Annotated in this window: 26 protein-coding genes; 7 read left to right on the forward strand and 19 right to left on the reverse strand. The window is 69.6% G+C overall.

Annotated elements, in window-relative coordinates; all coding sequences use genetic code 11:
* Positions 1-60: 60 nt before the first annotated feature.
* Genes AB6807_RS15310 through AB6807_RS15360 form a run of 11 tightly spaced genes read right to left on the reverse strand, consistent with a single transcriptional unit; the run spans position 61 to position 10,107 of the window.
* Complete coding sequence (locus AB6807_RS15310) at positions 61-708, reverse strand: SMI1/KNR4 family protein (RefSeq protein ID WP_371085248.1); 648 nt, start codon at positions 706-708, stop codon at positions 61-63.
* Between the two features lie 17 nt (positions 709-725).
* Positions 726-1,334: a glutathione S-transferase gene (locus AB6807_RS15315; RefSeq protein WP_371085249.1), complete on the reverse strand. Its 609-nt coding sequence runs from the start codon at positions 1,332-1,334 to the stop codon at positions 726-728.
* A gap of 26 nt (positions 1,335-1,360) precedes the next feature.
* The gene (locus tag AB6807_RS15320) at positions 1,361-3,076 is read right to left on the reverse strand and encodes an FAD-dependent oxidoreductase (RefSeq protein WP_371085250.1); all 1,716 of its coding nucleotides are present in this window, start codon (positions 3,074-3,076) and stop codon (positions 1,361-1,363) included.
* Positions 3,076-3,819, reverse strand: coding sequence for an SDR family NAD(P)-dependent oxidoreductase (locus AB6807_RS15325; RefSeq protein ID WP_371085251.1), 744 nt, complete (start codon positions 3,817-3,819; stop codon positions 3,076-3,078). Before AB6807_RS15325 ends, AB6807_RS15320 begins: the two co-directional genes overlap by 1 nt.
* Positions 3,820-3,843: 24 nt before the next feature.
* A complete protein-coding gene (locus AB6807_RS15330) occupies positions 3,844-4,593 on the reverse strand; it encodes an SDR family NAD(P)-dependent oxidoreductase (protein ID WP_371085252.1) in 750 nt (249 codons plus the stop codon).
* A gap of 52 nt (positions 4,594-4,645) precedes the next feature.
* Positions 4,646-5,365, reverse strand: coding sequence for an ABC transporter ATP-binding protein (locus tag AB6807_RS15335; RefSeq protein ID WP_371085253.1), 720 nt, complete (start codon positions 5,363-5,365; stop codon positions 4,646-4,648).
* Complete coding sequence (locus AB6807_RS15340; RefSeq protein ID WP_371085254.1) at positions 5,358-6,149, reverse strand: ABC transporter ATP-binding protein; 792 nt, start codon at positions 6,147-6,149, stop codon at positions 5,358-5,360. Before AB6807_RS15340 ends, AB6807_RS15335 begins: the two co-directional genes overlap by 8 nt.
* A complete protein-coding gene (locus AB6807_RS15345; protein WP_371085255.1) occupies positions 6,146-7,129 on the reverse strand; it encodes a branched-chain amino acid ABC transporter permease in 984 nt (327 codons plus the stop codon). Before AB6807_RS15345 ends, AB6807_RS15340 begins: the two co-directional genes overlap by 4 nt.
* A 7-nt stretch (positions 7,130-7,136) precedes the next feature.
* Entirely contained in the window at positions 7,137-8,039 is a 903-nt protein-coding gene (locus AB6807_RS15350; protein WP_371085256.1) for a branched-chain amino acid ABC transporter permease, read from the reverse strand.
* Between the two features lie 13 nt (positions 8,040-8,052).
* Positions 8,053-9,279, reverse strand: a complete 1,227-nt coding sequence (locus AB6807_RS15355) for an ABC transporter substrate-binding protein (protein WP_371085257.1) — start codon at positions 9,277-9,279, stop codon at positions 8,053-8,055.
* A 48-nt stretch (positions 9,280-9,327) separates the two neighbouring features.
* A complete protein-coding gene (locus AB6807_RS15360; RefSeq protein WP_371085258.1) occupies positions 9,328-10,107 on the reverse strand; it encodes an SDR family NAD(P)-dependent oxidoreductase in 780 nt (259 codons plus the stop codon).
* 146 nt (positions 10,108-10,253) lie between these two features.
* Between AB6807_RS15360 and AB6807_RS15365 the strand changes: the two genes are divergently transcribed.
* Positions 10,254-11,009 carry a GntR family transcriptional regulator gene (locus AB6807_RS15365; protein ID WP_371085259.1) on the forward strand — a complete coding sequence of 252 codons (756 nt, stop codon included), beginning with the start codon at positions 10,254-10,256 and terminating at the stop codon, positions 11,007-11,009.
* On the opposite strand, the gene AB6807_RS15370 is transcribed toward AB6807_RS15365, so the two are convergent.
* The 7 genes from AB6807_RS15370 to gtdA all read right to left on the reverse strand — a co-directional run bounded on the left by AB6807_RS15370 (position 10,987) and on the right by gtdA (position 18,694).
* Positions 10,987-11,883 carry an acyl-CoA thioesterase gene (locus AB6807_RS15370; RefSeq protein ID WP_371085260.1) on the reverse strand — a complete coding sequence of 299 codons (897 nt, stop codon included), beginning with the start codon at positions 11,881-11,883 and terminating at the stop codon, positions 10,987-10,989. The genes AB6807_RS15365 and AB6807_RS15370 overlap by 23 nt on opposite strands.
* 121 nt (positions 11,884-12,004) lie before the next feature.
* Complete coding sequence (locus tag AB6807_RS15375; RefSeq protein ID WP_371085261.1) at positions 12,005-12,703, reverse strand: hypothetical protein; 699 nt, start codon at positions 12,701-12,703, stop codon at positions 12,005-12,007.
* Between the two features lie 72 nt (positions 12,704-12,775).
* Positions 12,776-14,125: an FAD-dependent oxidoreductase gene (locus AB6807_RS15380; protein WP_371085262.1), complete on the reverse strand. Its 1,350-nt coding sequence runs from the start codon at positions 14,123-14,125 to the stop codon at positions 12,776-12,778.
* Positions 14,125-15,102 carry a Bug family tripartite tricarboxylate transporter substrate binding protein gene (locus tag AB6807_RS15385; RefSeq protein WP_371085263.1) on the reverse strand — a complete coding sequence of 326 codons (978 nt, stop codon included), beginning with the start codon at positions 15,100-15,102 and terminating at the stop codon, positions 14,125-14,127. Before AB6807_RS15385 ends, AB6807_RS15380 begins: the two co-directional genes overlap by 1 nt.
* An 81-nt stretch (positions 15,103-15,183) precedes the next feature.
* Positions 15,184-16,173: a Bug family tripartite tricarboxylate transporter substrate binding protein gene (locus AB6807_RS15390; RefSeq protein WP_371085264.1), complete on the reverse strand. Its 990-nt coding sequence runs from the start codon at positions 16,171-16,173 to the stop codon at positions 15,184-15,186.
* Positions 16,174-16,249: 76 nt separating this feature from the next.
* A complete protein-coding gene (locus AB6807_RS15395) occupies positions 16,250-17,527 on the reverse strand; it encodes a 3-hydroxybenzoate 6-monooxygenase (protein ID WP_371085265.1) in 1,278 nt (425 codons plus the stop codon).
* Between the two features lie 105 nt (positions 17,528-17,632).
* Positions 17,633-18,694: a gentisate 1,2-dioxygenase gene (gene gtdA / locus AB6807_RS15400; RefSeq protein WP_371085266.1), complete on the reverse strand. Its 1,062-nt coding sequence runs from the start codon at positions 18,692-18,694 to the stop codon at positions 17,633-17,635.
* A gap of 133 nt (positions 18,695-18,827) precedes the next feature.
* Here gtdA and AB6807_RS15405 point away from each other — a divergent pair, with 133 nt between their 5' ends.
* From AB6807_RS15405 to AB6807_RS15430, 6 genes are all read left to right on the forward strand, one after another.
* Positions 18,828-19,727, forward strand: coding sequence for a LysR family transcriptional regulator (locus AB6807_RS15405; protein WP_116911425.1), 900 nt, complete (start codon positions 18,828-18,830; stop codon positions 19,725-19,727).
* 128 nt (positions 19,728-19,855) lie between these two features.
* The gene (locus AB6807_RS15410; RefSeq protein WP_108139880.1) at positions 19,856-20,305 is read left to right on the forward strand and encodes an acyl-CoA thioesterase; all 450 of its coding nucleotides are present in this window, start codon (positions 19,856-19,858) and stop codon (positions 20,303-20,305) included.
* Positions 20,306-20,445: 140 nt separating this feature from the next.
* Positions 20,446-21,003, forward strand: a complete 558-nt coding sequence (locus AB6807_RS15415; RefSeq protein WP_371085267.1) for a phasin family protein — start codon at positions 20,446-20,448, stop codon at positions 21,001-21,003.
* Positions 21,004-21,180: 177 nt separating this feature from the next.
* On the forward strand, positions 21,181-21,912 hold the full coding sequence (locus AB6807_RS15420; RefSeq protein WP_371085268.1) for a TetR/AcrR family transcriptional regulator: 732 nt from the start codon (positions 21,181-21,183) through the stop codon (positions 21,910-21,912).
* Positions 21,913-21,918: 6 nt separating this feature from the next.
* Positions 21,919-22,755: a hypothetical protein gene (locus AB6807_RS15425; RefSeq protein WP_207786757.1), complete on the forward strand. Its 837-nt coding sequence runs from the start codon at positions 21,919-21,921 to the stop codon at positions 22,753-22,755.
* 86 nt (positions 22,756-22,841) lie between these two features.
* Positions 22,842-23,099, forward strand: coding sequence for an acyl-CoA-binding protein (locus tag AB6807_RS15430; protein ID WP_371085269.1), 258 nt, complete (start codon positions 22,842-22,844; stop codon positions 23,097-23,099).
* 19 nt (positions 23,100-23,118) lie between these two features.
* On the opposite strand, the gene AB6807_RS15435 is transcribed toward AB6807_RS15430, so the two are convergent.
* Positions 23,119-24,360: a CaiB/BaiF CoA transferase family protein gene (locus AB6807_RS15435; protein WP_371085270.1), complete on the reverse strand. Its 1,242-nt coding sequence runs from the start codon at positions 24,358-24,360 to the stop codon at positions 23,119-23,121.
* Between the last annotated feature and the right edge of the window lie 47 nt (positions 24,361-24,407).

Raw genomic sequence — 24,407 nt, forward strand, 5'->3', positions numbered from 1 at the left:
TGTTCACCTGGGCACGATGTCGGTGTGCGGCCGATCAACGGATGCTCTGAGGGCTCGCGCCTATTCGCCGATTTCCCAACGCGGCGTGACGGCAAACGCCTCCGCGCCCTGCAACTGAAAACGCTTGAGTTCGTCATCGAGCTGCGCTTGGGAAATCAGCGAAGGCACCTGCTCCGGCTTCGCGCGGGGCCCCGCCTTGTAAGGCCGCGATTCGACAGGCAAGCGGCTCAGCCCCTGCAGCCAGCCCGCGGTCTTCGCGTCCATGAACGCCGTGACGACCGCCACGTCCGCGATCACGCGCTCGGCGATCTCCGGGCCGGACAGGTCCCACGCTTCCAGATGGCTCATGTCGGCGAAGGTCTGCAGGAACATGGCGCAGACGAAATCGGAGAACGTGCCGTGGTCGACGCGGCTCTGCTCGTCGTCGTGCCACACGAGCGACACGCCCACCACATCGCTCACCACACCGCCGGGCAATGGCACCAGGCAGTACGCATCCCCACCGCCCGACTGCGCAAAAGGCAGGAAGCGGCGGCCGCCCTGCCACTTGGCGTCCAGCCACTCGTCGAGGGTCTCGTTGGCCTGCCTGGCATCGATCCACTCGAAATCGTAGAAGCTGGCCAGCGTGGGCTGGCCGTTGTCGATGAGCTGGCGCAACAGCGGCGGCAACGCGATGCCGGTGCGCTGCGACAGGTCGCCGAACGTCAACTCGCCTGCGCCTTCGCTCACACCGATGGCAGCGTCGCCTGCATCGACGCGCGCTGGTTGAAGGCGTCGAACCACTTGGCGGTGTTCGGTGCTTCGGCGCGCCAGTTCACGTCGGGGAAGCGGAAGTCCATGTAGCCCAGCGCGCAACCGAAGGCGATGGTGCCGATGTCGACGCGCTCGCCGAACGACGGTGCCGCGGTTTCCAGCCACTCGAGGCCGGTGCGCACCTTGGCCAGCTGGCCGTCGGTCCAATCGGCCCAGCGCAGCGGCTCGGGGCGCAGCACGTTCTCGTAGCGCGCGAGCAGCGCGGCGCCGGTCATGCCGTCGGCCAGCGCCAGCTCGGTCAGGCGCGCCCAGCGCGCGGCCCCGTCGGCGGGGAACAGCGTGCCCGACTGCGTGGCGTTCAGGTACTCGCAGATCACGCGGCTGTCGAACAGCGCCTGGCCGTCGTCGGTGATGAAGGTCGGCACCTGGCCCAGCGGGTTCTTCGGGATGATGGTCGCGTCGCGCTTCACCGGGCCGGCGGCGCTGGGCAGCTTCTCGATGCGCTCGGCCACGCCGAGCTCGTGCGCCACGACCATGCACTTGCGCACGAAGGGGGAGGCGGGGGAAAAGAAGATTTGCATGATGAGGAGATGAGGTCTGTCGGGTTTCAAACGTGTGCTTCGCCGCCATGCGCCAGGTGCATGCCGGCGACCCAGCCGAAGGTTAGCGCGGGTCCCAGCGTGATGCCCGGCGCAGGATACTCGCCGCCCATGACCGAGTGCATGTCGTTGCCGGCCACGTAGAGCCCGGCAATGGGGGCGCCCTGCGCATCGAGCGCGCGGGCGTTGCCGTCGGCGCGGATGCCCAGTGCGGTGCCGATGTCGCCGGGGTACACCTTCACCGCGTAGAACGGCGCCTGCTGCACCGGCGCAAGGCAGGCGTTGGGCTGGTGCTCGGGGTCGCCGAGGTAGCGGTTGTAGGCGTCGCCGCCCTTGCCGAACTGCGGGTCCTGGCCTTGCGCGGCGAGCGGGTTGAACCTGCTTACCGTGCGCGCCAGGCCCGTCGGGTCCACGCCCGCCTGCTTTGCGAGATCTTCCAGCGTATCGGCGCGGTACAGGTAGCCGGCGCGCACCAAATGCTCGCGCGGGCGCCCGCCGGGCAGCGCGAGGCCCAGGCCCCACTTCTCCATGAAGGGGCTGTCGCACACCAGCAGCGCGGGCACGGCGTCAGTCTTCTCATTGGCGCGGTACATGCCGCGCACGAACTCGTGGTACGAGGTCGACTCGTTGACGAAGCGCTCCCCTCGCGCATCGACCGCGATGAGCCCGGGCTTGGCGCGGTCCCACACCAGGTGCGGATAGCGCAGCACGCTGCCGTCGGGCCGCGTGAGCAACGACACCGGCGCCCACAAGGCCGGCCCCGCATGGCCCGTGCCGAGCACGCCGCCGGCCTGCTGCGCCATCGCGATGCCTTCGCCGACGTTGTCCTGCGGCGACATCGAATACGGGCCGGTCGGTGCCGGGTAGTGCCGCCCGCGCATGGCGGCGTTCCACGGAAAGCCGCCCGTGGCGATGACCACGCCGCGCCGCGCGTGCACGGTGATGTCCTTGCCGTCGCGCCGCAGCTTCACGCCGGTGACCCTGCCGCCCGCGTCCTGCGCCAGGCCGAGCGCGGGCGTGTCGAGCCAGAACGGAATGCCCTGCTGCAGCACGCTGTGGAAGAGCCTGCCCGCCAGCGCGTTGCCCAGCAGCACGCGGGTGCCGCGGTGGTGGCCGCGCAGCCGGTCGCCGGCGTAGCGCAGCACCAGCTTCACGCCGTGCTTCCACGACGCGAACGAGCGCCACACGCCGAGCAGGTGCTTCACGTCGGTCATGTTGACCATCATTCCGCCGAGCACGCAGAACTCGGGCAGCGGGTCGCGCAGGGTCTTGAAGTGCGCGCCCAGCAGCCGCCCGTCGAACTCGATCGGGTCGAGCGAGCGGCCGCCCATGGCGGCGCCTTCGCGCTCGGGGTAGTAGTCGGGCGAGTAGGTGCGCGCGGCCAGCTTCACGTCCGTGCGCTCGCGCAGGTAGCGCAGCGCGAGCGGGCCGGCGTCCAGGAAGGCGTGGCGCAGCTCTTCGTCGCCGGCCGCTCCCACGGTGTTCTGCAGGTAGGTCCAGGCCTTGCCGCGCGTGTCGGGGTGGCCGGCGGCCTCGGCCTGGTCGTTGAGCGGTACCCACACGGCGCCGCCCGAGATGGCGGTGGAGCCGCCGATGCGGTCGGTCTTCTCGACCACCAGCACGTCGAGCCCTTCGAGCTTCGCGGTGAGCGCGGCGCTGAGCCCGCCCGCGCCGCTGCCGATGACGACGACGTCGTACGCGGTCTTGTCCTGCTGCCCGGCCATCACGACCCCGAGCCGCCGAGCGACTTGCCGCCGTCGACGAAAAGCACCTGCCCGGTCACGAAGCAGGTGGCGGGCGAGGCGAAGAACACCACGGCGTTGGCGATGTCCTCGGGCTTGCCGGCCGCGCCCGTGGGCTGCAACGCCAGCTGGGCGGCGAGCCGCTCGGGCGACAGCGCGCGCAGCAGCGGCGTGTCGATGAGCCCCGGCGCAATGGCGTTGACCATGATGCCGCGCGACGCCAGCTCCATGGCGCTGGCGCGCGTGTAGCCCACCAGCGCGGCCTTCGAGGCCACGTAGTGCGCGTGGTTCTTCGCGCCCAGGTAGGCCCGCGAGGCGATGTTGACGATGCGCGCGCCGTCTTTCATCTTGCGCGCGGCCTCCTGCGTGAGCGTGGCCACGGCCAGCAGGTTCACTTCGTACATGCGGCGGAAGTCGGCCGAGCTCACGTCCATGAAGGCGCGCTCGTCGAAGATGCCCGCGTTGTTGACCAGCGCGGTGAGCGGCGGCAGCGCCTGCACCATCGCGCGCACGGCGGCCTCGTCGGTCAGGTCGATGGCGCGGCATTCCACCTCGAGGCCGGCGGCGCGCAGCGCCTGCGTCTCGCGCGCGGCGAGCGCGCCGTTGTAGTCGGCCATGACCACGCGCCAGCCGTCGCGCGCCATGCGCTCGACGATGGCACGGCCCATGCCGCTGGCGCCGCCGGTCACGAGGACGAGCGGCTTGTCTGCACTGCTGTTGTTCATGTTTGTTCCGTTGAAGCGCGGCGCTCAGACCGCCAGGTAGCCACCGTCGACCGGCAGCACCACGCCGTTGACGTAGCTGGCCATCGACGACGCAAGAAAGACGACCGGCCCGGCGATCTCGTCGGCCTCGCCGTGGCGCTTGATGGGCACGCGGCTCAGGTACCAGTCGGTGCCGTGCTCGGTCTCGCGCTGGCCCGCGGTCATGTCGGTGACCATGAGGCCCGGCGCCACCGCGTTCACCCGCACGCCGTACGGCGCCAGGTCGCGCGCCAGCACCTGCGTGAGCGAGCGCACGCCGCCCTTGGCCACCACATAGCCGGCCGACGAAATGCCCGCGCCGAACGCCACGATGGACGACAGGTTGACGATGTTGCCGTGCGTGCGCTTGAGCGCGGGCACGAACGACTGCGTCACGTTGAACACGCCCTGCAGGTTGACCGACATCACGCGGTCCCAGGCCTCGCGCGCGCCGGGCTCGTCGAACTTCGAGCGCGCGGAGATGCCGGCGTTGTTCACCAGCACGTCGATGTCGCCGTGCGACGCCGCAACGCGCGCGGCCAGCGCATCGACCGCCGCCGCGTCGCTCACGTCGACGCTCTCGGCATCGGCGCGGCCGCCGGCTGCGCGGATCGACGCGGCCACCTGCTGCGCCCCTTCGAGGTCGCGGTCCACCACCAGCACGTGCGCGCCTTCGGCGGCCATGCGGCGCGCAATGGCCTCGCCCAGGCCGCGTGCGGCGCCGGTGACGAGCGAGAGTCTGTCTTCGAGAAGCATGAAAACCTTCCTTTGAAAAGAGCCGGTGTCAGATGCCGGGGCGCACACCGGGTCACACGCCCAGGTAGGCGCGGCGCACGGCCTCGTCGTTCGCAAGCTGCGCGGCGGGCCCGTGCAGGGAGATCTCGCCGTTCTCCAGGATGTAGCCGTAGCTGGCCACCGCCAGCGCGAGCTGCACGTTCTGCTCGACCAGCAGGATGGTGAGCTTCTGCTCGCGGTGCAGCCGCTCGATGATTCCGAACATCTGCTCCACCAGCAGCGGCGACAGGCCCATGGACGGCTCGTCGAACAGCATCACGCGCGGGCGCGCCATCACCGCGCGGCCGATGGCCAGCATCTGCTGCTCGCCGCCCGAGAGCGTGGCCGCCATCTGGTGCTGGCGCTCGTTCAGGCGCGGGAACATCGCGTACACCGCGTCGAGGTCGTTGCGCATGCCCGCGCGGTCGCGCCGCAAATACGCGCCCAGGTCGAGGTTCTCGCGCACGCTCATGTCGCGGAACACCTGCCGGCCCTCGGGTACCTGCACGATGCCGCGCTTGACCAGCGCGTCGGAGCCGAGCCGGTCGATGCGCTCGCCGTCGAGCCGCACCTCGCCCTCGGTGCAGTCCACCAGGTTGGAGATGCAGTTCAGCGTGGTGGTCTTGCCCGCGCCGTTGCTGCCGAGCAGCGCGACGATCTCGCCCTCGGGCACGTCCACCGACACGTTGCACAGCGCCTGGATGCGCCCGTAGGCGGCCGAGATGGCGCGAAGGGACAACAGGGCTTCAGCCATGCGCGGCCTCCCTTTCATGTGCTTGTGCTTTTCCCTTGCCCAGGTAGGCCTCGATGACGCGCGCATTGCTGCCGATTTCCGCGGGCGTGCCTTCGGCGATCTTCTCGCCGAAGGCCATCACGGTGATGCGGTCCGAGATGGACATCACCAGCTGCATGACGTGCTCCACCAGCAGCACGGTGATGCCGTCGCGCGCCACCAGCTCCTTCAGCAAGCGGTCCAGGCTTTCGATCTCGCGGTTGCGCAGGCCGGCGGCGGGCTCGTCGAGCAGCAGCAGCTTGGGCTTGATGGCCAGCGCGCGCGCCAGCTCCAGCAGTTTCTGGCGGCCGAAGTCGAGGTCGCGCGCGGGCTGGTGGCGCTCGCCGGCCAGGCCGACGCGCTCCAGCAGGTGCATGGCGAAGTCTTCGGTCTCGCGGTCGGGGCGGCGCAGCAACCGGCCCAGGGTGTTCGCGCCGCGGGCGTGGGTGCCCAGCAGCACGTTCTCCAGCACCGACAGCTCGGCGAACAGCTCCAGGTTCTGGAAGGTGCGCGCGATGCCCAGCGAGGCCATGCGGTGCGGCGACACGCTGGTGAGCTCGCGCCCTTCGAAGCTCACGCTGCCGCTGCTCGGCGTGTAGAAGCGCGAGATGCAGTTGAAGGTGGTCGACTTGCCCGCGCCGTTGGGCCCGATCAGCGCATGGATGCGGCCCTGCTCCACCTGGAACGACAGGCCGTTCACCGCCTTGAGACCGCCGAACACCACGCTGATGTCGCGCACGTCGAGGAATGCCGTGGTCGCGCTCATGCGTGCTTCTCCGCCACGTTGACGCTGCTCGCGCGCTGCGACTTGCGGCGCGCCGCGAACAGCGACGCCATGCCCTTGGGCAGGAACATCATGAAGAGCATGAGGATGCCGCCGTAGATGATTTCCTGGTACGACGGGGCCTGGCGCAGCAGCTCCGACGCCAGGCCGAACACGATGGCGCCCGCCACCGCGCCGCGCACCGAGCCGAGGCCGCCCACCACCACCATGGTGAGGATCAGGATGGTGGTCTGGAAGCCCAGGCTCTCGGGGTGGATGAACGAGGTGAACAGCGTGTACATGCCGCCGGCCACGCCTGCGAAGGCGGCCGACAGCACGAAGGCCGTGACCTTCACCGCGCGCGTGTTCACGCCCATGGCAACGGCCGCCACGTCGCTCTCGCGAACCGCCCTGAACGACGAGCCCAGCCGCGAGCGCGCGAGCGCCACGGTGAGCCACAGCATCAGCGCCGCGATGGCCACCACGAAGGGGTAGGCCTGCAGATCGTTCATGAGCTGGTAGCCGCCGAGCGAGGCCGGCTTCATCTGCAGCCCGTTGGAGCCGTTGGTGACCTGCTCCCAGTTCAGGAACACCCATTGCATCGCTTCGCCGAAGGCGAAGGTGGCCAGCGCCAGGTAGATGTCGCGCATGCGCAGCGCCAGCAGGCCGATGACCCAGCCCAGCGCCGCCGACAGCAACGCGCCCGCAAGAATGGACACGAAGAACGGCGGCTGCCAGTGGTTGTTGATGAGCCCGGCCGTGTAGATGCCGATGCCGAAGAAGGCCGCGTGCGACAGCGCGAACTGGCCGGTCTCGCCAATCACCAGGTGCATGCCCAGCGCGAGCACCGAGAACACCATCAGCAGGTTGACCACGTACAGCACGTAGCCGCTGGTGGTGAAGGGCAGCACCGCGAGCACCACGGCCATGGCCAGCAGCACGCCGCGGTCCCACCAGGGGGAGGAAACTGTGGAAGCGCTCATACCTTCCTCATACCTTTTTCACCTGGGGCTTGCCGCCCAGCAACCCCTGCGGGCGCACCAGCAGCACCACCATGATCGCCACGAAGGGCGCCACCACGATGGCGTTGGACGAAATGAAAAGCCCCACCAGGTTCTCGACGATGCCGATGATGAAGCCGCCGACCACCGCGCCCGGCAGGCTGGTGAAGCCGCCCACGATGGCCGCCGCGTAGGCCAGGATGGCGATGTGGCCGATGTCGGGCGTGATCAGGATCTTGGGCGTGATCAGCAGCGCCGAAATGGCCGAGATGACGCCCGTGAGCGCCCAGATCTTCATGCGGATGGTGCCCAGCCTGACGCCCACGATCTGCGCGCCGCGCGGGTTCATGCCCACCGCGCGCATGGCCTGGCCGGTGCGGGTGCGCGTGAACATCAGGTACAGCAGCACCATCACCACCACGGCCGAGCCGAAGATGGCCAGGTCGAGCAGCGTGAGCGAGGCCTGGCCGATCATGATCGGGTCCTGCGGCACCAGCGAAGGCAGCGAGCGCGGCGTGTCGCCCAGGCCGGTCTTGCGCACCAGGCCCTTGAGCAGGTAGGCGAAGCCCAGCGTGGCGATGACCAGCTGCACGCCCACGCCGCGCGAGGCCGTCACGCGCTGCATCACCACGCGCTGGAACGCGGCGGCGAGCGCCGCCGTGACCACGATGCTCGCGAGCACCGCGGCCCAGTAGGGCCAGCCCCACACCACCAGGGGGAACAGCGCGGCGTAGCCGCCGGCCATGAAGATCTCGCCCTGCGAGAAGTTCGGCACGTCGGTGGTCTTGAAGACCATCACGATCGCCACCGCGAGCAGCGCGTACACGCTGCCGGTGACGATGCCGGACAGCACCCCCTGCTGCACGAAAAGCCAGATGTCGGAAAGGCTCATGTCGCGCGCGCCCTCAGGGCTTGTACTTCCACACGCTCTTGTAGCTGCCGGGCACCAGCGCCATGCTGCTGCCGTCGAACTTGATGTAGATGGCCGACTCCTGCGCGGCGCGGTCGTCGGGGCCGAACTCGATGGGGCCGGCCATCACGCCGGAGTCGAACTTCATGGTCGACAGCGCCGTGAGCACCTTCTCGCGCGTGGGGCTGGGGCCCGCGGCCTTCAGTGCGTTGACCACGGCCATGGCCGAGGGGATGCCGTAGGGCATGTAGGCCTGCGGGTAGCCGGGCTTGGAGGCCAGGTCGGGGTAGGCGGCCTTGTACATGTCGTACACCCACTTCAGCTTGGGGCCGCCGGGCACGTCGGCCAGCACTTCCTGGATGTAGACGTTCTTGAAGGCGTCCTTGTTGCCCACGTTTTCCACCAGCTGCTTCAGGTCGGCGGTGGAGTTCACGGCCAGCACGATAGGCTTGTTGAAGCCCAGCTCGAAGGCGCGCTTGACGATCAGGCTCACGGGCCGCGCGTAGGTGGTGAGCAGCAGCACGTCGGGGTTGGCCGCCTTGATCTTCAGCATGGGCGCCGTCACGTCGGTGATGTTCGGGTTGACCGACTGCACCTGCAGGTCGATGCCGCCGAGCGCCTTGGCCTGCGCCTGGGCCGACTCCAGGTTCCAGCCGCCGTAGGCGTCGTCGTGGTTGATGTAGCCAATCTTCTTCGCCTTGAGCTGCTCGCTGGCGAACTGCACCATGGAGCCGCCCACGGCGTGTTGCGAGATGGAGAAGGCGCCGTAGATGTACTTCGACGGCGGGTACAGCGCGCCGTCGCCCGAGGCGTTGAGCATCACCAGCGGAATCTTCGCGCGCTCCACGTATTCGCGCGCGCCCACCACCGCGGCCGAGCAGGAGCCGCCGTTCAGCAGGAACACCTGGTCCTGCTCGGTCAGCTTCTTCACCGCGGCCAGCAGGTCGTTGGCGTTGCAGCGGTCGTCTTCCACCACGAGCTCGATCTTGCGGCCGTTCACGCCGCCTTCCTTGTTGATCTTGTCGTAGTACATCTTCGCGGCGTTGATGACGTCGAAGCCGTAGTTCATCGACGCGCCCGACATCGGCGAGAACATGCCGATCTTGATGGTCTTGTCGGTGAGGCCGGGCTCGGCCTGCGCGAAGGCGGCGCCCGCGACGGCGCACAGCGCCGCGCCCAGGGCCATGGGTGCCAGTGCAGAAACCAGGAAATTCTTTTTCATGAGCGTGTCTCCGTTGGAATCGAGTGAGTGAAAGAAAACCCGGCCGGCCTACTGCATGCGGTAGCCGCCGTTGACGTCGATCACGTTGCCCGTGATGTACGCCGCCTGCTCCGAGAGCAGGTAGTCGACCGCGCCGGCCACGTCGTCCACCGTGCCGATGCGCCCGAGCGGAATGTTGGCGGCCGCGGCCGTGAGCGCGCCGCTGCTCTGCACGGTGCCGCGCAGCATGTCGGTGTCGATGAGGCCCGGCGCCACCGAGTTGACCGTGACGCCCAGGTGCGCCGACTCGCGCGCCATGGCCTTGGTGAGGCCCAGCACCGCCGACTTGGCGCCGATGTAGGTGGCGCTCGAGCGGTAGCCGCCGAGCTGCGCGGCCACCGAGCCGAAGGTGACGATGCGCCCGTGCGCCACCGGCGCGGCCTCGCGCCGGCGCAGGTAGGCGCGCCCGCAGAGGAACACGCTGCGCGCGTTCACGGCGAAGGTGCGTTCCCAGTCTTCGAGCGTGGTGTCCTTGATGAGCGAACGCTCGCCGCCCGGCATCAGCAGCACGCCGGCCACGCAGACCAGCGCGGCCACCGGGCCCAGGTCGGCCTCGATGGCGTCGAACGCGGCCTCGACCGCGGCCTCGTCGCTCACGTCGAACTGGCGGAACTGGTGGCCGCCGCCCAGCGACTGCGCCACCTTGCGCGCGTTGTCGCCGTCGATGTCGGCCACGACCACGCGAAAGCCGCTGGCCGCGAGCCGGCGGCACACGGCCTCGCCGATGCCCCGGCCGCCGCCGGTCACGAGGGCCAGCCGGCCGTTGGGTTGTGCATGATGTTCCGCCATGGGCTGCAAGGTCTCCGGGCCGCCCGGGGGCAGCTTGAAAGTTGATCGAGGGTCGCATTGTGTATACATGAACCTTCTTGTGCGCCCTCGTTTTCCCTAATAACTCGAACTATCGTCCCAATTCACGGGCATCATGTATACCTGACATGGACACACTCTCCCAACAAGTCACAGAGACGCTGCGCACCTGGATCCTTCACGGGCGGCTTTCGCCGGGCATGCGCGTGGAGGAGGTGCCCATTGCGGAAAGCCTCAAGGTGTCGCGCACGCCGGTGCGCGCCGCGCTGGCCGCGCTGGCGATGGAAGGGCTGATCGACCACCAGCCGAAGAAGGGCTACCTGGTGCGCTCGTTCGCGCTCGAAGACATCCTCGCGGCGTACGAGGTGCGCTCGGTGCTGGAGGGGCTGGCCTGCCGGCGCTTTGCCGCGCTGGGGGTGGACGACGCCACGGCCGCGCTGCTGCGCGAGTGCCTGCGCGAAGGCGACGAGATACTGGCCAAGGGCCAGCTGCTGCTGGAAGACCTGGCGCCCTACCAGCAGATGAACGTGAAGCTGCACAACACGCTGATGCACGGGGCGCGCAACCCGTGGGTGATGCGCTTCGGCGCGCAGGCGCAGGCGGTGCCTTTCGCGTCGGACCGCATCATGCTGTGGAACGACCACGGCGTGATCCTGCGCTCGCACGACGACCACCACCGCATCGTGCAGGCCGTGATTTCAGGGGACGCCGCGCGCGCCGAGCAGCTGATGCGCGAGCACGTGTACTACGCGGGCATCCTGCTGCGCGACAACTACCAGCGGCTGCTCGACGAGCGCACGCGCGACGGGCTGCCGCCCACGCTCATGAACGAGCCCGGAGGGAACGCAGGGGCGACAGGCGCTATCGCGCCGCCGGCTTCCTGATGCGCAGCATCCCCTCCTGCGCCGCCGACGCCACCAGCCGCCCATCGCGCGCATAGAGGCTGCCGCGGCACAGGCCGCGCGCGCCGCCGGCGCTGGGCGAGTCGAGCACGTACAGCAGCCATTCGTCCATGCGGAAATCGCGGTGGAACCACATTGCGTGGTCGAGGCTGGCGGGGCGCACCTGGCCGCTCATGAAGCTCAGGCCGTGCGGCAGCATGGCCGCGCGCAGCAGGCCGTGGTCGGAGGCGTAGGCCAGCAACGCGCGGTGCACCATGGGGTCATCGGGCAGCGGCGCGATGGCGCGCATCCAGATGGCGCTTTGCGCCGAGGTCGGGCGCACGGCGGGGGCGATCAGGTCCTCGGGGTCGACGCGGCGGTACTCGATGCCGTGCGGCTGCGTGGCCTTGGCGCGCCACGGTTCGGGCAGGCGGTCGCCCAGGGCGATGCGCTGGTCGAGCTCGCTGGCAAGGCCGTCGGGGCCGGCCACCTCGGGCATGTCGAACTGGTGCTCGACGCCGTCGTCCACGGTCTGGAACGAGGCCGACATCTCGAAGATGATGCGCTCCTGCTGGCGCGCCACCACATGGCGGGTGGTGAAGCTGCGGCCGTCGCGCACGCGGTCGACGCTGTACTCGATGGGCGCATGCTCGCCCGGCAGCAGGAAGTAGGCGTGCATGGAATGCACCGGGCGCTCGGCGCCCACGGTGAGGCTGGCGGCCATCAGCGACTGGCCGAGCACCTGCCCGCCGAAGACGGCGGGGGTGCCGATGTCCTCGCTCTGGGCGAGGAAACGGTCGCCGCCCAGGGGTTCGAGCTGCATGAGCGCGACGAGTTCGTGGACGAGGCGGGAGGCGGTGGTGGGGTCGGTGGTCATCGGGAAAACAATGCGGGCTGGCAAAAAGGCAACCCACGACCATAGCAAAGCCCGGGCCCGCGGGCTGTCGCGGCCCGGTCAGCCGGCGACCGGGCGCGCTTGCAGCCGGGTCACGGCCGGGCTACCTGAAGAAGCAGATGTCCATGTACTTCGCGCGGCAGCTGAAGTCGGTGCCGCCCTGCACCACGCGCACCGGCACGCCGTCCAGCAGCGCCGAGCCGTCGTCCGCGTACGCCAGCGGCGAAGGCGCGGCCTTGGAGAAGGGGGCGCTCAGCGTCTCCTGCTCCACGTAGCTCAGGTCGTAGCGCCGCGAGAAGTCGACCTTGTCGGCCGGCTTCAGCGCCGCCGCCTCGTAGCGCTTGCCGTACACGGTGCCGAAGTAGCGCAGCACGGGGCCCGTGCGGTCGCCGTACTTCACCTCGGCCTTGGCGAAGCCGGTCTGCACGAGAAAGCTGCGGTCTTCGGGCGTGAGGTCGGCGTCGAACGCCATCAGCACGTACTGGCCTTCGAAGCTCTGGTTGCGCGCCACCTTGAACTCGCCGATGAGCGCGGGCGTGACCTTGGCGCGGCCGCTCCAGCGCAGCAGCGCCGCCACCGAGGGGTCGCCGTCGAACACGTAGTGGTACTTCTCGCCGGCAATGGCCACCTTGCGGCCGTCCTTGGCCGCCAGGAAGCTCACGATGCGGTCCTTGCCGTGGACCGGGTCGCCCTCGGGGGTGCTGGCGCAGCCCACCTGCAGCAGGCCGAATGCGGCGCACGACAGCGCCAGGAAGATGCGGCGTGCGGCGGGCGCCAGCGAAGGCAACGAAAGAAGGTGCACGTTTCGTCCGGGATTCGAGTTTTTCAAGCCCCGGACTCTAGCCGCATCCCGTGCGCGCGGAGCGCTGAGCGCTCAGCGGTCCAGGTCGGCGCCGTCGGCCAGCAGCTTCTTCTGCAGCGCCGGCACGTCGACCTGCGCGAAATTGGCGCTGCCCAGCGTGGCCGCCGCGGTGCCCGCGGCCTGCCCCATGACGAAGCAGCCGCCGCTCGCGCGCGCGGCCGACTGGCCCTCGTGCGTCATCGACGCGCAGCGCCCCGCCACCAGCAGGTTGTCGATCGCCTGCGGCACCAGCATGCGCCACGGCAGGTGGTTGTAGGCGTTGGCTTCGTCGCGCGGAAAGGCCCACTCGATGCGGCCGTCGGCGTGCATTTCCATCGGCCAGGCGTTCAGGCCGATGTTGTCGTCGAACCTGGCCGAACCCAGGATGTCCTCGCGCTGCAGCGCGTACAGGCCCTGGATGCGCCGCGTTTCGCGGATGCCGACCTGCGGCGCGATCTCCACGATGGCCGACTGCGCGAAGCCCGGCACCTCGGCCTTCAGGAACTTGAAATACTCGGTGATCTGGCGGCGGCCCTCGAGCTCGCCGTCGGTGAGCTCCTGCGCATCCACGCCGTTCATCGCGCGGCCCTGGGCATTGCGAATTTGCGTGACGTTGGCGCGCCACTCGCGCGGGTCCTTGTTCGGGCGCAGGATGGCGCCTTCGCGCGGAAACTTGTACACGCCCGGCTTCTGCGCCTCGGCGCGCGCCATGAAGTCGTTGATGGCCTTGAACTCGCCCACCGCCTCCAGCGCGGCCGGCGCGTCGACCTGGCCGATGCGGAACATGGTGGTCGGGAACAGCCCGCTGCCGTGGCCGTCGCCCACCTCGAAGGGCACGCCGGCAAAGGCGGCCACGTCCGCGTCGCCGCTGGCGTCGATGAAGGCGTTGGCGCGCAGGGCCTGGCGGCCCGACTTGGTCTCCACCACCAGCGCCGTGATGCGGTTGCCGTCGCGCACCACCGCGGCCGCGTACGCATGGAACAGCAGCTTCACGCCGGCGGCCTGCAGCAGCTGGTCGGCCGCGAGCTTGTACGCCGAGGTGTCGTACGAGCGCACGCAGATGCGCCCGCCCATGCCGTTCTGCGGGTCGTTCATGCCGTTGAGCGCGGCGATGCGCTCGATGAGCTCGTCGACCACGCCGTGCACCAGCTGCGTCATCTCGCCCTTGCGCTTGCCGTACAGGCCCGCGAAGTTGGTCACGCCGCCGGCGGTGCCCATGCCGCCGAGAAAGCCGTAGCGCTCCACCAGCAGCGTGCTGGCGCCGTGGCGCGCAGCGCTCACGGCCGCGGCGATGCCGGCGGGGCCGCCGCCGACCACGACCACGTCGTAGTCGCCGAACACCGGCAGCTCGCGCGCCGGTTCATGCAAGGTCTTCGCAGTCATCACTGGAGCTTGATGCCGCGGGCGGAAATGATCTTGGTCATGATGGCGGCCTCTTCGGTCACGCGCGTGCGCATGCCGTCCGGCGAGGTGCCCACGGCCTGCCAGCCCTGCTCGAACAGCTTGCGGCGCACCTCGGGGTCTTTCATGACCACCTCGAGCGAGCTGCTGATGCGCGCCTGCGCGGTCTTCGACAGGTTGGCCGGGCCGAGCAGCGCCACCCACACCTCGAGGCTGAAGTCCTTCACGCCGGCGTCGGCCAGCGGCGGAATCTCGGGCACCAGCGCGCTGCGCCCGCCGGTGAGGCCGATGGCCTTGAGCTTGCCGGCCTTGATCTGCGGCATGGCCACGCCCGGGGGGATCAGGCCCATCTGCACCTGGTCGCCCAGCATGGCGGTGATGACCTGCGGGTTGCCCTGGTAGGGCACGTGCTCGGGCTTGAAGCCGGGCACGCGCGTCTTCAGCAGTTCCATGCCCAGGTGGCCGACCGAGCCGATGCCCACCGAGCCGTAGTTCCACTTGTCGCCGGCCTTGCGCCCCGCGTCGAAGAAGGCGGTGCCCGAGGGCAGGTTGTTCTGCGCCACCAGCACCAGCGGCGCGGTCGCCAGCAGCGAGAGGTAGGTGAAGTCCTTGACCGGGTCGTACGGCAGCTTGGCGTACAGCATCTTCGAGGAGGTCAGGTTGCCGTTGATGACGACGCCCAGCGTGTGGTCGTCGGTGGCCTTGGCCACCTGGTCGGCCGCGATGTTGCCCGAGGCGCCGGCCTTGTTGTCCACCACGATGGGCTGGCCCAGCGCCTTGGACAGCGGCTCGGCGATGGTGCGCGCCGCGATGTCGGGGCTGGAGCCACCAGGAAAGCCCACCAGCAGGCGAATGGGCTTGGTCGGCCAGGCGGCGTTCTGCGCGCTGGCGGTCAGGGGCAACACGGTGGCGGCGGCCAGGCCGCAGGCAATCAGGAGGGCTCTCTTGGTGGCGTGCATGGAAAAGTGTGAAAAATTGTCAAAAAACAAAGAAGGCCAGCTTAACTGCCGGGCAAAGCCCTGGGCAAGGCGCGGCCTGCGCTATTCGAGGCTGATGTTGCCCCTGCGCACCAGCTCGCCGTACACCTTCGACTTGGCCTCGGCATTGCGCTCGATTTCCTCGGGCGACCAGGCCAGCGGCTCGAAGGCGAAGGTGTCGAAGCGGGCGCGAATCTCGGGGTCGGCGATGACCTTGGCCACGTCGGCATTGATCTTCGCCTTGATGGCCGCCGGCACGCCCTTGGGCACGAGCAGCGACACGAACGAATTGACCTCCAGCGAGGCCGGGCCGCCGGCCTCGGCCATGGTGGGCACGTCGGGCATCTGCGGGATGCGCCGAGGCGCGGCAATGGCCAGGTAGCGCAGCTTGCCGGCCTTGTAGATGCCCTGGCTCGACGGAATGCTGGCGAAGCTCCACGGCACCTCGCCCGCGCCCACGTTGGCGAACAGCTGCGACACCTCGCGGTACGGCGCGTGGCGCATGCGCACGCCGGTGAGCGCCTCGAGCTGCTGGGCGCCCAGGTGGCCCGGGCTGCCCACGCCCCACGAGCCGTAGACCACGCCCTCGGGATCGGCCTTGGCCGCGGCGATCAGGTCGCTCATGTTCTTCCACTTCGAGTCGCTCGCCACGGCCACGAAGAAGGGCGTGCGAAACAGCGAGGCGACCGGGTCGAAGTGCTGCAGCGTGACGAAGTTCTTCGACTTGTACAGGTGCGGCAGCGCGGCGATGTGCTCGCTGTCGAGCTGCAGCAGCGTGTAGCCGTCGGGCGCGGCGCGGCGGGCCTGGTCGATGGCGATGAAGCCGCCGCCGCCGGGCTTGTTGTCCACGAGCACGCGCTGGTTCCACAGGCGCGAGAGTTTGTCGGAGACCAGGCGCAGCACGGCGTCGGGGCCGCTGCCGGCCGCGAAGGGGGTGACCAGGGTCACGGGCTTGCTGGGGTAGTCGCCGGCCTGTGTCTGGACTTGGGCTTGGGCGCCCGTGGCCGCCGAGAGGGCAAGGACGCCGGTGAGCAGTGCGCGCGAAAAAATCATGTCGTTTGTCTCCTGGGCTTGACCTGGAATGGTCGCCTCGATGGTTATTGGTTATGGATGATGAAAGAAACAGGTGTCAGTGCGGCGAAAGCGCGGCGGCGGGTTCCGCCATTGCAACGCCCCGGGGCCGCAGCGCCCCGGGTGCGTCCTCCAGGCAATGCTCGGGCCGCCAGGCGTAGAGCCACTCGACGGCATCGTAGAAGCGTTCGGGCGGGCGGCCCACCCACAGGCTGTTGCGCACCAGCCGCTCCACGCCCTTGGCGTGGTACAGCCGCCCCATTTCGCGCACCGACAGCACCACGCGCGCCGTGCGGGCGACACGCGCCGCCTCGTACAGCTTGAAGGCGGCGGGCATGTCGAAGCCGCAGGCCTTCACGGCCTCGCCGAGCGTCACCGCGTCTTCCAGCGCCATGCAGGCGCCCTGCGCCAGGTACTGCATCATGGGATGCGCCGCGTCGCCCAGCAGCGTGGCCGGGCCCTCGCTCCAGCGCGCGACCGGGTCGCGGTCGGCGGTGCTCCAGCGGCGCCACGAGGTCGGGCGGTCGAGCAGCTGGCGCGGCCGCGCATGCACGCCCTCGAAGTACGACAGCACTTCTTCCTTGCTGCCGTCGCTCACGCCCCACTCTTCGCGCTCGCGGCTGTGGAAGGTGACGACCAGGTTGTATTGCTCGCCGTGGCGCAGCGGGTAGTGCACCAGGTGGCAGTCGGGGCCGGCCCACACCACGGGCGCGTTCCAGCGCAGGTCGGCGGGCATGTCGGCCGCGGGCACCACGGCGCGGTACACCACATGGCCCGACACGCGCGGCGCATCGCCGATGAGCCGCGCGCGCACCACCGACTTCACGCCGTCGCAGCCGACGATGGCGTCGGCCTTGAAGCGCCGGCCGTCCTGCGTCACGGCCGTGACGCCCTGGGCGCCCATGTCGACGTGCGCGACCTGCGCCGAGGTGTGGAAGCGAATGAGCGGGTGCTGCTTCACCGCCTCGTGGATGGCGCCATGCAGGTCGGCGCGGTGGCTCACCGCGTACGGGTTGCGAAAGCGCGCGCGAAAGGCCTCGCCCACCGGCACCGAGGCCACTTCGCCGCAGTCGACGGCGTCCATCATCACCAGCCGGTCGGTGAACACCGAGCCCCGGCGCACCGCCTCGCCCACGCCCAGCGCGTCGAGCGCGGCGAAGGCGTTGGGGCCCAGTTGCAGGCCGGCGCCGATCTCGCCGATGGTGGCGCTCTGCTCCAGCAGGTCGACAGCCACGCCGATGCGCGCCAGCGCCAGGGCGGCGGCCATGCCGCCGATGCCGCCGCCGACCAGCAGCACGGAGGGAGGATTGTTTGCGGAGGTGGAGGCAATGGACATGGGGGCTCCTGCCGCGGGCGGCGGCATGCGGTCGAACAGGAAAACGGAACGGTCTGAGAGGCGTCGGAAGGCGTCGGAAGGCGTCGAAAGGCCGGGGCCGCTGCTTCAGGCCTCTTCGAGGAAGGCCTCGCGCAGGATGCCCATGGCCTGCTGCACGGGGCGGTCGGAGAAGCTGAACAGCACCGACTCCCCGTCGGGCGAGGCGAGCCGCAGCGGCGCCCACGAGGGCACCACGAAGGTGTCGCGCGGGCCGAAGTGAAAGCGCTGGCCGGCAATGTCCGCCGTGCCGTGGCCTTCGACCACGCTGTACACGGTGCCGTCGGTGGCGCGGTGCGCCTTGCCCGCGAAGCCCTTGGGCAGCAGCTGCAGCTGGGTCGAGATGGTCGGCATCGGCGAGCCGCCCGTCAGCGGGTTGATGTAGCGCAGCTTGTGGCCGAGCCAGGCGTCGGGCGCCTCCTGGCGGCCCAACTGGGCCAGCGCCTCGCGGCTGCGCACATAGGGGTAGTTGAAGATGGGCGAGGTGGCCGCGGCGTGGTCGTGGCGCACCGGCACCATGTTGTGGCCGAAGCGCGCCAGGCTGTTTCCCTCGGGGCGCGCCACGTGCTGCACCTTGGCGTCGTCGTTCTCGGCGAAGCCGGCGTCGAAGAAGCGCAGCATCGGAATGTCCAGCCCGTCCAGCCACACCACCGGCTCGCTCACGCCTTCGATGCCCTCGTTGCCGTGGTCGTGCCAGGCCCACGAGGGCGTGATGATGAAGTCGCCCGGGTACATGGTGGTGCGCTCGCCGCCCACCGTGGTGTACGCGCCCTTGCCGTCGACGATGAAGCGCAGCGCCGACTGCACATGGCGGTGCGACGGCGCCACCTCGCCCGGCATGATGAGCTGCAGCCCCGCGTAGATCGACTGCGTGATCGACGAGTTGCCCGGCAGCGCCGGGTTCTCCAGCACCAGCACGCGGCGCACGGCCTCCTCGGCGGTGATGAGCGCGGCCGACTCCATCAGCAGCGGGCGGATCTCGTCGTAGCGCCACAGGGCGGGCACGCAGGGCGTCTGCGGCTCGCGCGGCACCAGGGCGTGCAGCGATTCCCACAGCGGCGTGAGGTTCAGCGGGCGGATGCGGGCGTAGTAGTCGCTGCGCTCGGCGGCGTTGGAAGGCGCGGTTTTCATGGCGTGGGTGTCTCCGTGCCGCGATTCTTGATCCGCACCACTATTTCCTCAAGCCTGGTGGGCAATACAAGGAATTCGAAATTTCGATAATGGTGGCTTTCGTTGCACAAGAAAAGGCGCCGGCGTCCCCACCATGTCCAAGCTCGATACCGAATGGCTCGCCGTGTTCGACGAGGTCTACAAGACCGGCAACGTCTCCAAGGCGGCCGAGCGGCTGGGCATGGCGCAGGCCGCGGCGAGCACCGCGCTGAACAAGCTGCGCGCCCACTTCGACGACCGGCTCTTCACCCGCACCGCGCAGGGCATGCAGCCCACGCCGCATGCCGAGCGCATCTACCCGCACCTGCGCGAGGTGCTGGCCCAGCTGGCGCAGGCGCGCGGCAACCGCAGCAGCTTCGAGCCCGCGCAGGCGCAGCGGCGCTTTCGCGTGTGCATGACCGACATCAGCGAGGTGGTGCTGCTGCCCGGCCTGCTCGACCACCTGCGCCACGAAGCGCCGGGGGTGCATATAGAAACCGAGATCATCTCCACCCAGAGCGGGCGCCGCCTGCAGGACGGCGAGGTCGACCTGGCCGTGGGCTTCATGCCGCAGCTGGACGCGGGCTTCTACCAGCAGACGCTGTTCATGCAGAACTTCGTCTGCCTGGCGGCGCAGAACCACCCGCGCATCGGCGGCAACAAGCTCACGCGCAAGCGCTTCGAGGCCGAGGCGCACGCGGTGGTGTCCACGTCGGGCACCGGGCATGCCATCGTCGACACCACCATCGCGCGGCTGGGCCTGCGGCGCGACGTGGTGGTGCGGCTGTCGAGCTTCCTGAGCGTGGCGCGCATCGTGGCGCACACCGAGCTGATCGTGGTGGTGCCGCGCATCCTGGGCCAGGTGCTGGCCACGCAGGAGCCGGTGAAGCTGCTGGAGCCGCCCTTCGCCCTGCCCGCCTACGCGGTGAAGCAGCACTGGCACGAGCGCTTTCACGCCGACCCGGGCAACGCGTGGCTGCGGCGCACGCTGGCGCAGCTTTTCAGCGGCGGCTGAGCCAGCGCGAACGGGCACGGGTGGCACGAGCGGGCAAACAGGCCCGACGGGCGGCGCCGTCGGGTATTCGGGCGCTCGCATAATCGCGGCTCCCCACACCCCACAGCCCTACACACAAGGCGGCCCCCATGTCCTCGATCACCCTGCGATTCCTCGCAGAACCCAGCACCGTCAACTTCGGCGGCAAGGTCCACGGCGGCACGGTCATGAAGTGGATCGACGAGGCCGGCTACGCTTGCGCGACCAGCTGGGCCAAGCGCTACTGCGTCACCGCCTTCATCGGCAGCATCCGCTTTCACCGCCCGATCATGATCGGCGACCTGGTCGAGGTGGAAGCCCGCCTGGCCTACACCGGCACCACCAGCATGAACATCTCGGTGGAAGTGCGCAGCGGCGACATGAAGGGCGGCGTGATGGAGAAGACCACCGAATGCCTGATCGTGTTCGTCTCGGTCGACTCGCACGGCCGGCCGCTGCCGGTGGAGGCCTTCGTGCCCGGCACGCCCGGCGAAATGGCGCTGGCCGAACGCGCCAAGGCGCACCTGGACGCCAGCCGCGCGGCCGGCGCCACGCCCTGACCGCATAGCGGCGCGGCACCGCACTGCACCGCACAGGGGGCGCGTGCACCGGCTAGGCGGAAAGCTCTAACCGCGCGGGCATCGGGCGGCTAGAGTCCTGCGATTCGACCTTTTCGCACTTTCTCCCAGGAACACCCCGCATGGCCTCCGCCCGCCCCCACGACAGCGACAGCAGCGACGACAACAGCAAAGCCAACGGCAAGTCCGCCGACCGCATCAAGGACTCCGCGCAGCAGATCTGGCTGGCCGGGCTCGGTGCCTTCGCCAAGATGCAGCAAGAGGGCAGCAAGGCCTTCGAGGCGCTCGTCAAGGACGGTGCCGGCATGCAGAAGAAGACCCAGCAGGCCGCCGAGGAAACCCTGAGCCAGGCCCAGCAGCGCATGGCCGGCTTTGCCAGCGAGTTCGGCTCCAAGGCCGCCGGCCAGTGGGGCAAGCTGGAGAACATCTTCGAAGAGCGCGTGGCGCGCGCGCTCGAAAAGCTGGGCACCCCCACCGCCGCCGACATGGCCGCGCTGCAGGCGCGCGTCGATGCGCTCGAGGCGCAACTGAAGAAGCAGCAAGCGCACGGCGGCGCCGCCAAGGAAGCCGCCCCCGCGCGTGCCAGCCGGAACGCCACCCGCGGCGCCACCCGCAAGACCGCCGCCCCCACCGCCTCCGCGCCCAAGAAGACCACCTTGCGCCGCAGCAAGGCCGGCTGAAGCGCCGGTGATCTGCCCGTGAAGCGCCGGGCCTGGGCAGGCCCGCGGCGGCCCGCCCGAATTGCGGCACCGCACCAAAAAACGAGGCCCGCAAAACATGTCCCGCGCCCGCCATGGTGCGGTGCACATACGCTAGAGTGTCCCCAAACAGACCACGAGACAAACGGGGGCACCGACATGGCAAAGAAGGCGCCACGACGCACGGCGCAACGCATCCTCGAAGCCGCTTTGGACCTGTTCAACCGCTTCGGGGAGCCGAACGTCTCGACCACGCTGGTGGCGGGCGAACTCAACATCAGCCCGGGCAACCTGTACTACCACTACCCGGCGAAAGAAGAGCTGATCAACAAGCTCTACGAAGGCTACGAGGCCGAGCTCAACGAGCTGCTGCATGCCAGCGAAGGCGTGCACGACGTGGAGGACGCATGGTTCTTCATGCACACGCTGTTCGAGCTGATCTGGCGCCACCGCTTCCTGTACCGCGACCTGAACGACTTGCTCAGCAAGAACCGGCACCTGGAAACGCAGTTCCAGCTGGTGCTGAAGAACAAGGCCCGCGCCATCCGCCAGCTGATTGCCGGCCTGAGCCGCGCCGGCCACCTCGAGATCGACGTGCACGAGGTCGACACCCTCGCGCAGAGCATGGTGGTCGTGCTGACCTACTGGCTGAGCTACGAGTACGTGCGCAATCCGCGCGAGGCGCTGGAGCCCGCGCATGCGCAGGGCGCGCTCATGCGCGGCGCCCACCACACCCTGCACCAGCTCGCCCCCTATCTCGGGCGGGAGCAGCGAAGGCACCTGCTGGCGCTGAGCCATGCCTACAACGGCGAGGACGGCGGCAACGGCAGCGCCAAGGATGGCAAGAACAGCAACAGCAGTGCGGCACCCCGTGCCGACATGGCGGTCTAGAAAAAAATGCCCCACCCCGACTTCAAACCGCTCTCGCTGATGTCCGCCCACCCGGCCGCCGCCAACGCCGACCCGTGGACGCCCCTGCCCTGGGCCGACGTGCCGCGCTACGACGCGCGCAGCGTGGCCTCGCACTGGCCGCGCCTTCATGCCGGCCACGAGCTGCCCGTGCCCGACGAGACCTCGCCGCTGGCCGAGGGCTGGGCGCTGTACCACAGCGGCGAATTCGAACGCGCCGCCACGCTCGGCCTGCTGCACGGCGCCGAGGGCCTGGCGCTGGCCAACCAGGCCACGGCCATCTACGCCAACTACCTGGAGCCGCGCGAGGCCGTGCGGCTGGCCATGTTCCGCCAGGTGATCGAACGCGCCGGCGCACAGGCCGAGGCCGAACCCGACAACTGCCAGGCGCTGTACTGGCAGGCCTATGCGCTGGGCCGCTACAGCCAGGGCATCAGCGTAGCGCGCGCGCTGGCGCAGGGGCTGGGCAGCAAGCTCAAGGGCGCGCTGGAACACGTCATCGAACTGCAGCCGCGCCATGCCGACGCGCACCTCGCGCTGGCGTCGTTCCATGCGGAAGTGATCGACAAGGTGGGCGCGCTGGTTGGGCGCATGACCTACGGCGTGCGCGCGGAAACGTCGATGGCGCTGTTCGAGCGCGGGCTTGCGCTGCATCCGCATTCCGCCGCCGGCAAGATGGAATACGCCCGCGCCCTGCTCATGCTGCACGGCGACTCGCGCATGGGCGAGGCCACGGCCCTGTACGAGCAGGCCGCGGCGTTGAAGCCGGCGGACGCGCGCGAACGGCTGGACGTGGAGCTGGCGCGCGCGGGGCTGAAGGACTGAGCGGCTACACCTGCGGCGCTGCACCGGTACCCCTGGGTACCGCACGATTTAAGATCCGCGGTTTCCGCTTTCAACACCGTCTTGCCATGTCCGATCTCAACGCCCAGTTCGAAGCCGCCCTGGCCAACTCCAAGCTGCTCGCCGAGCGCCCCGACAACCCCACGCTGCTGAAGATCTACGGCCTCTTCAAGCAGGCCACCGAAGGCGACAACACCGCCAAGAAGCCCAGCTTCAGCGACATCGTCGCGCGCGCCAAGTGGGACGCGTGGACCGCGCAGAAGGGTGCGAGCGCCGACGAAGCCAAGCAGAAGTACATCGACCTGATCGAGTCGCTGCGCGGCTGAGCCGCTGGCTTTCCAGGGCTCAGCCCACGATCCCGCGCGCATGCAGCGCGGCGATCTGCTCGGCGCTCAGCCCGATTTCTTTCAGCACAGCGTCGGTGTCCGCCCCCAGCGCCGGCGCGTTCACCCGGTGGCTGGCCGGCGTGAGCGACAGCTTGGGCACGAAGCCGGGCACCGCCAGCGCGCTGCCGTCGGGCATGCGCACCTGCTGCAGCATGCCGCGCGCCGCGTAGTGCGGGTCGGCCGCGATGTCGGCGATGGTGTAGATGCGCCCGGCCGGCACGTGCGCCGCGTCGAGCGCGGCCAGCACCTCGTCCACCGTGCGCCGCGCGGCCCAGTCGCCGATGGCGGCGTCCAGCACCTGCACCTGCGCCACCCGGCCCGCGTTACCGGCCAATGCCGGGTCGGCCGCGAGGTCGGGCCGCCCGATGCACGCCATCAGCCGCCGGAAGATGCTGTCGCCGTTGCCCGCGACGATGGCGTAGCCGCCGTCCGCGCAGCGGTAGGCGTTGGTCGGCGCAATGCCCGGCAACGCGCTGCCGGCCGCCTCGCGCACCGCGCCGAAGGCGCCGTACTCCGGCAGCAGGCTTTCCATGCAGTTGAAGACCGCCTCGTACAGCGCCACGTCGATCACCTGGCCGATGCCCTTCGGGTGCGCGGCGCTCACCGTGGCATGCCGGTGCTGCATGGCCATCAGCACGCCGATCACGCCGTGCAGCGAAGCCAGCGTGTCGCCGATGGACACGCCCACGCGCACCGGCACGCGGCCCGGTTCGCCCGTGAGGTGGCGCAGCCCGCCCATGGCCTCGGCCACCACGCCGAAGCCGGGGCGGTCGCGGTACGGGCCGGTCTGGCCGTAGCCGCTGATGCGCAGCATCACCAGCGCGGGGTTGGCCGCCAGCAGCGCGTCGGGCCCCAGGCCCCAGCCTTCCATGGCGCCGGGGCGGAAGTTCTCGATCAGCACGTCGGCCTCGGCGGCCAGTTGCCGCACGATGGCCTGCGCCTCGGGCTCGCGCAGGTCGAGCGCCAGCGAACGCTTGTTGCGCGACTGCACCTGCCACCACACCGAGGTGCCGTCCTTCATGAGCCGCCAGCTGCGCAGCGGATCGCCCGCGCCGGGCGGCTCGATCTTGATGACCTCGGCGCCGAAGTCGGCCAGCGTGCGCGCCGCGAAAGGCCCGGCAATGAGCTGCCCCAGCTCGATGACCTTGAGCCCGGCCAGCGGGCCCGCCGCCGCAGGAGAAGAAGAGGTTGTCGTCGTCATGGCGCCAGAGTGTGCCGTGGTGCCGCGCGCGGAGCCACATGCGGTGC

Source organism: Variovorax sp. RCC_210, assembly GCF_041355175.1.
GTDB lineage: Bacteria > Pseudomonadota > Gammaproteobacteria > Burkholderiales > Burkholderiaceae_C > Variovorax.

Coding starts and splice junctions, on each gene's coding strand:
- AB6807_RS15315 (WP_371085249.1), bottom strand. CDS start 1,334: ATGCAAATCTTCTTTTCCCCCGCCTCCCCCTTCGTGCGCAAGTGCATG.
- AB6807_RS15320 (WP_371085250.1), bottom strand. CDS start 3,076: ATGGCCGGGCAGCAGGACAAGACCGCGTACGACGTCGTCGTCATCGGC.
- AB6807_RS15325 (WP_371085251.1), bottom strand. CDS start 3,819: ATGAACAACAGCAGTGCAGACAAGCCGCTCGTCCTCGTGACCGGCGGC.
- AB6807_RS15330 (WP_371085252.1), bottom strand. CDS start 4,593: ATGCTTCTCGAAGACAGACTCTCGCTCGTCACCGGCGCCGCACGCGGC.
- AB6807_RS15335 (WP_371085253.1), bottom strand. CDS start 5,365: ATGGCTGAAGCCCTGTTGTCCCTTCGCGCCATCTCGGCCGCCTACGGG.
- AB6807_RS15340 (WP_371085254.1), bottom strand. CDS start 6,149: ATGAGCGCGACCACGGCATTCCTCGACGTGCGCGACATCAGCGTGGTG.
- AB6807_RS15345 (WP_371085255.1), bottom strand. CDS start 7,129: ATGAGCGCTTCCACAGTTTCCTCCCCCTGGTGGGACCGCGGCGTGCTG.
- AB6807_RS15350 (WP_371085256.1), bottom strand. CDS start 8,039: ATGAGCCTTTCCGACATCTGGCTTTTCGTGCAGCAGGGGGTGCTGTCC.
- AB6807_RS15355 (WP_371085257.1), bottom strand. CDS start 9,279: ATGAAAAAGAATTTCCTGGTTTCTGCACTGGCACCCATGGCCCTGGGC.
- AB6807_RS15360 (WP_371085258.1), bottom strand. CDS start 10,107: ATGGCGGAACATCATGCACAACCCAACGGCCGGCTGGCCCTCGTGACC.
- AB6807_RS15365 (WP_371085259.1), top strand. CDS start 10,254: ATGGACACACTCTCCCAACAAGTCACAGAGACGCTGCGCACCTGGATC.
- AB6807_RS15370 (WP_371085260.1), bottom strand. CDS start 11,883: ATGACCACCGACCCCACCACCGCCTCCCGCCTCGTCCACGAACTCGTC.
- AB6807_RS15380 (WP_371085262.1), bottom strand. CDS start 14,125: ATGACTGCGAAGACCTTGCATGAACCGGCGCGCGAGCTGCCGGTGTTC.
- AB6807_RS15385 (WP_371085263.1), bottom strand. CDS start 15,102: ATGCACGCCACCAAGAGAGCCCTCCTGATTGCCTGCGGCCTGGCCGCC.
- AB6807_RS15390 (WP_371085264.1), bottom strand. CDS start 16,173: ATGATTTTTTCGCGCGCACTGCTCACCGGCGTCCTTGCCCTCTCGGCG.
- AB6807_RS15395 (WP_371085265.1), bottom strand. CDS start 17,527: ATGTCCATTGCCTCCACCTCCGCAAACAATCCTCCCTCCGTGCTGCTG.
- gtdA (WP_371085266.1), bottom strand. CDS start 18,694: ATGAAAACCGCGCCTTCCAACGCCGCCGAGCGCAGCGACTACTACGCC.
- AB6807_RS15405 (WP_116911425.1), top strand. CDS start 18,828: ATGTCCAAGCTCGATACCGAATGGCTCGCCGTGTTCGACGAGGTCTAC.
- AB6807_RS15410 (WP_108139880.1), top strand. CDS start 19,856: ATGTCCTCGATCACCCTGCGATTCCTCGCAGAACCCAGCACCGTCAAC.
- AB6807_RS15415 (WP_371085267.1), top strand. CDS start 20,446: ATGGCCTCCGCCCGCCCCCACGACAGCGACAGCAGCGACGACAACAGC.
- AB6807_RS15420 (WP_371085268.1), top strand. CDS start 21,181: ATGGCAAAGAAGGCGCCACGACGCACGGCGCAACGCATCCTCGAAGCC.
- AB6807_RS15425 (WP_207786757.1), top strand. CDS start 21,919: ATGCCCCACCCCGACTTCAAACCGCTCTCGCTGATGTCCGCCCACCCG.
- AB6807_RS15430 (WP_371085269.1), top strand. CDS start 22,842: ATGTCCGATCTCAACGCCCAGTTCGAAGCCGCCCTGGCCAACTCCAAG.
- AB6807_RS15435 (WP_371085270.1), bottom strand. CDS start 24,360: ATGACGACGACAACCTCTTCTTCTCCTGCGGCGGCGGGCCCGCTGGCC.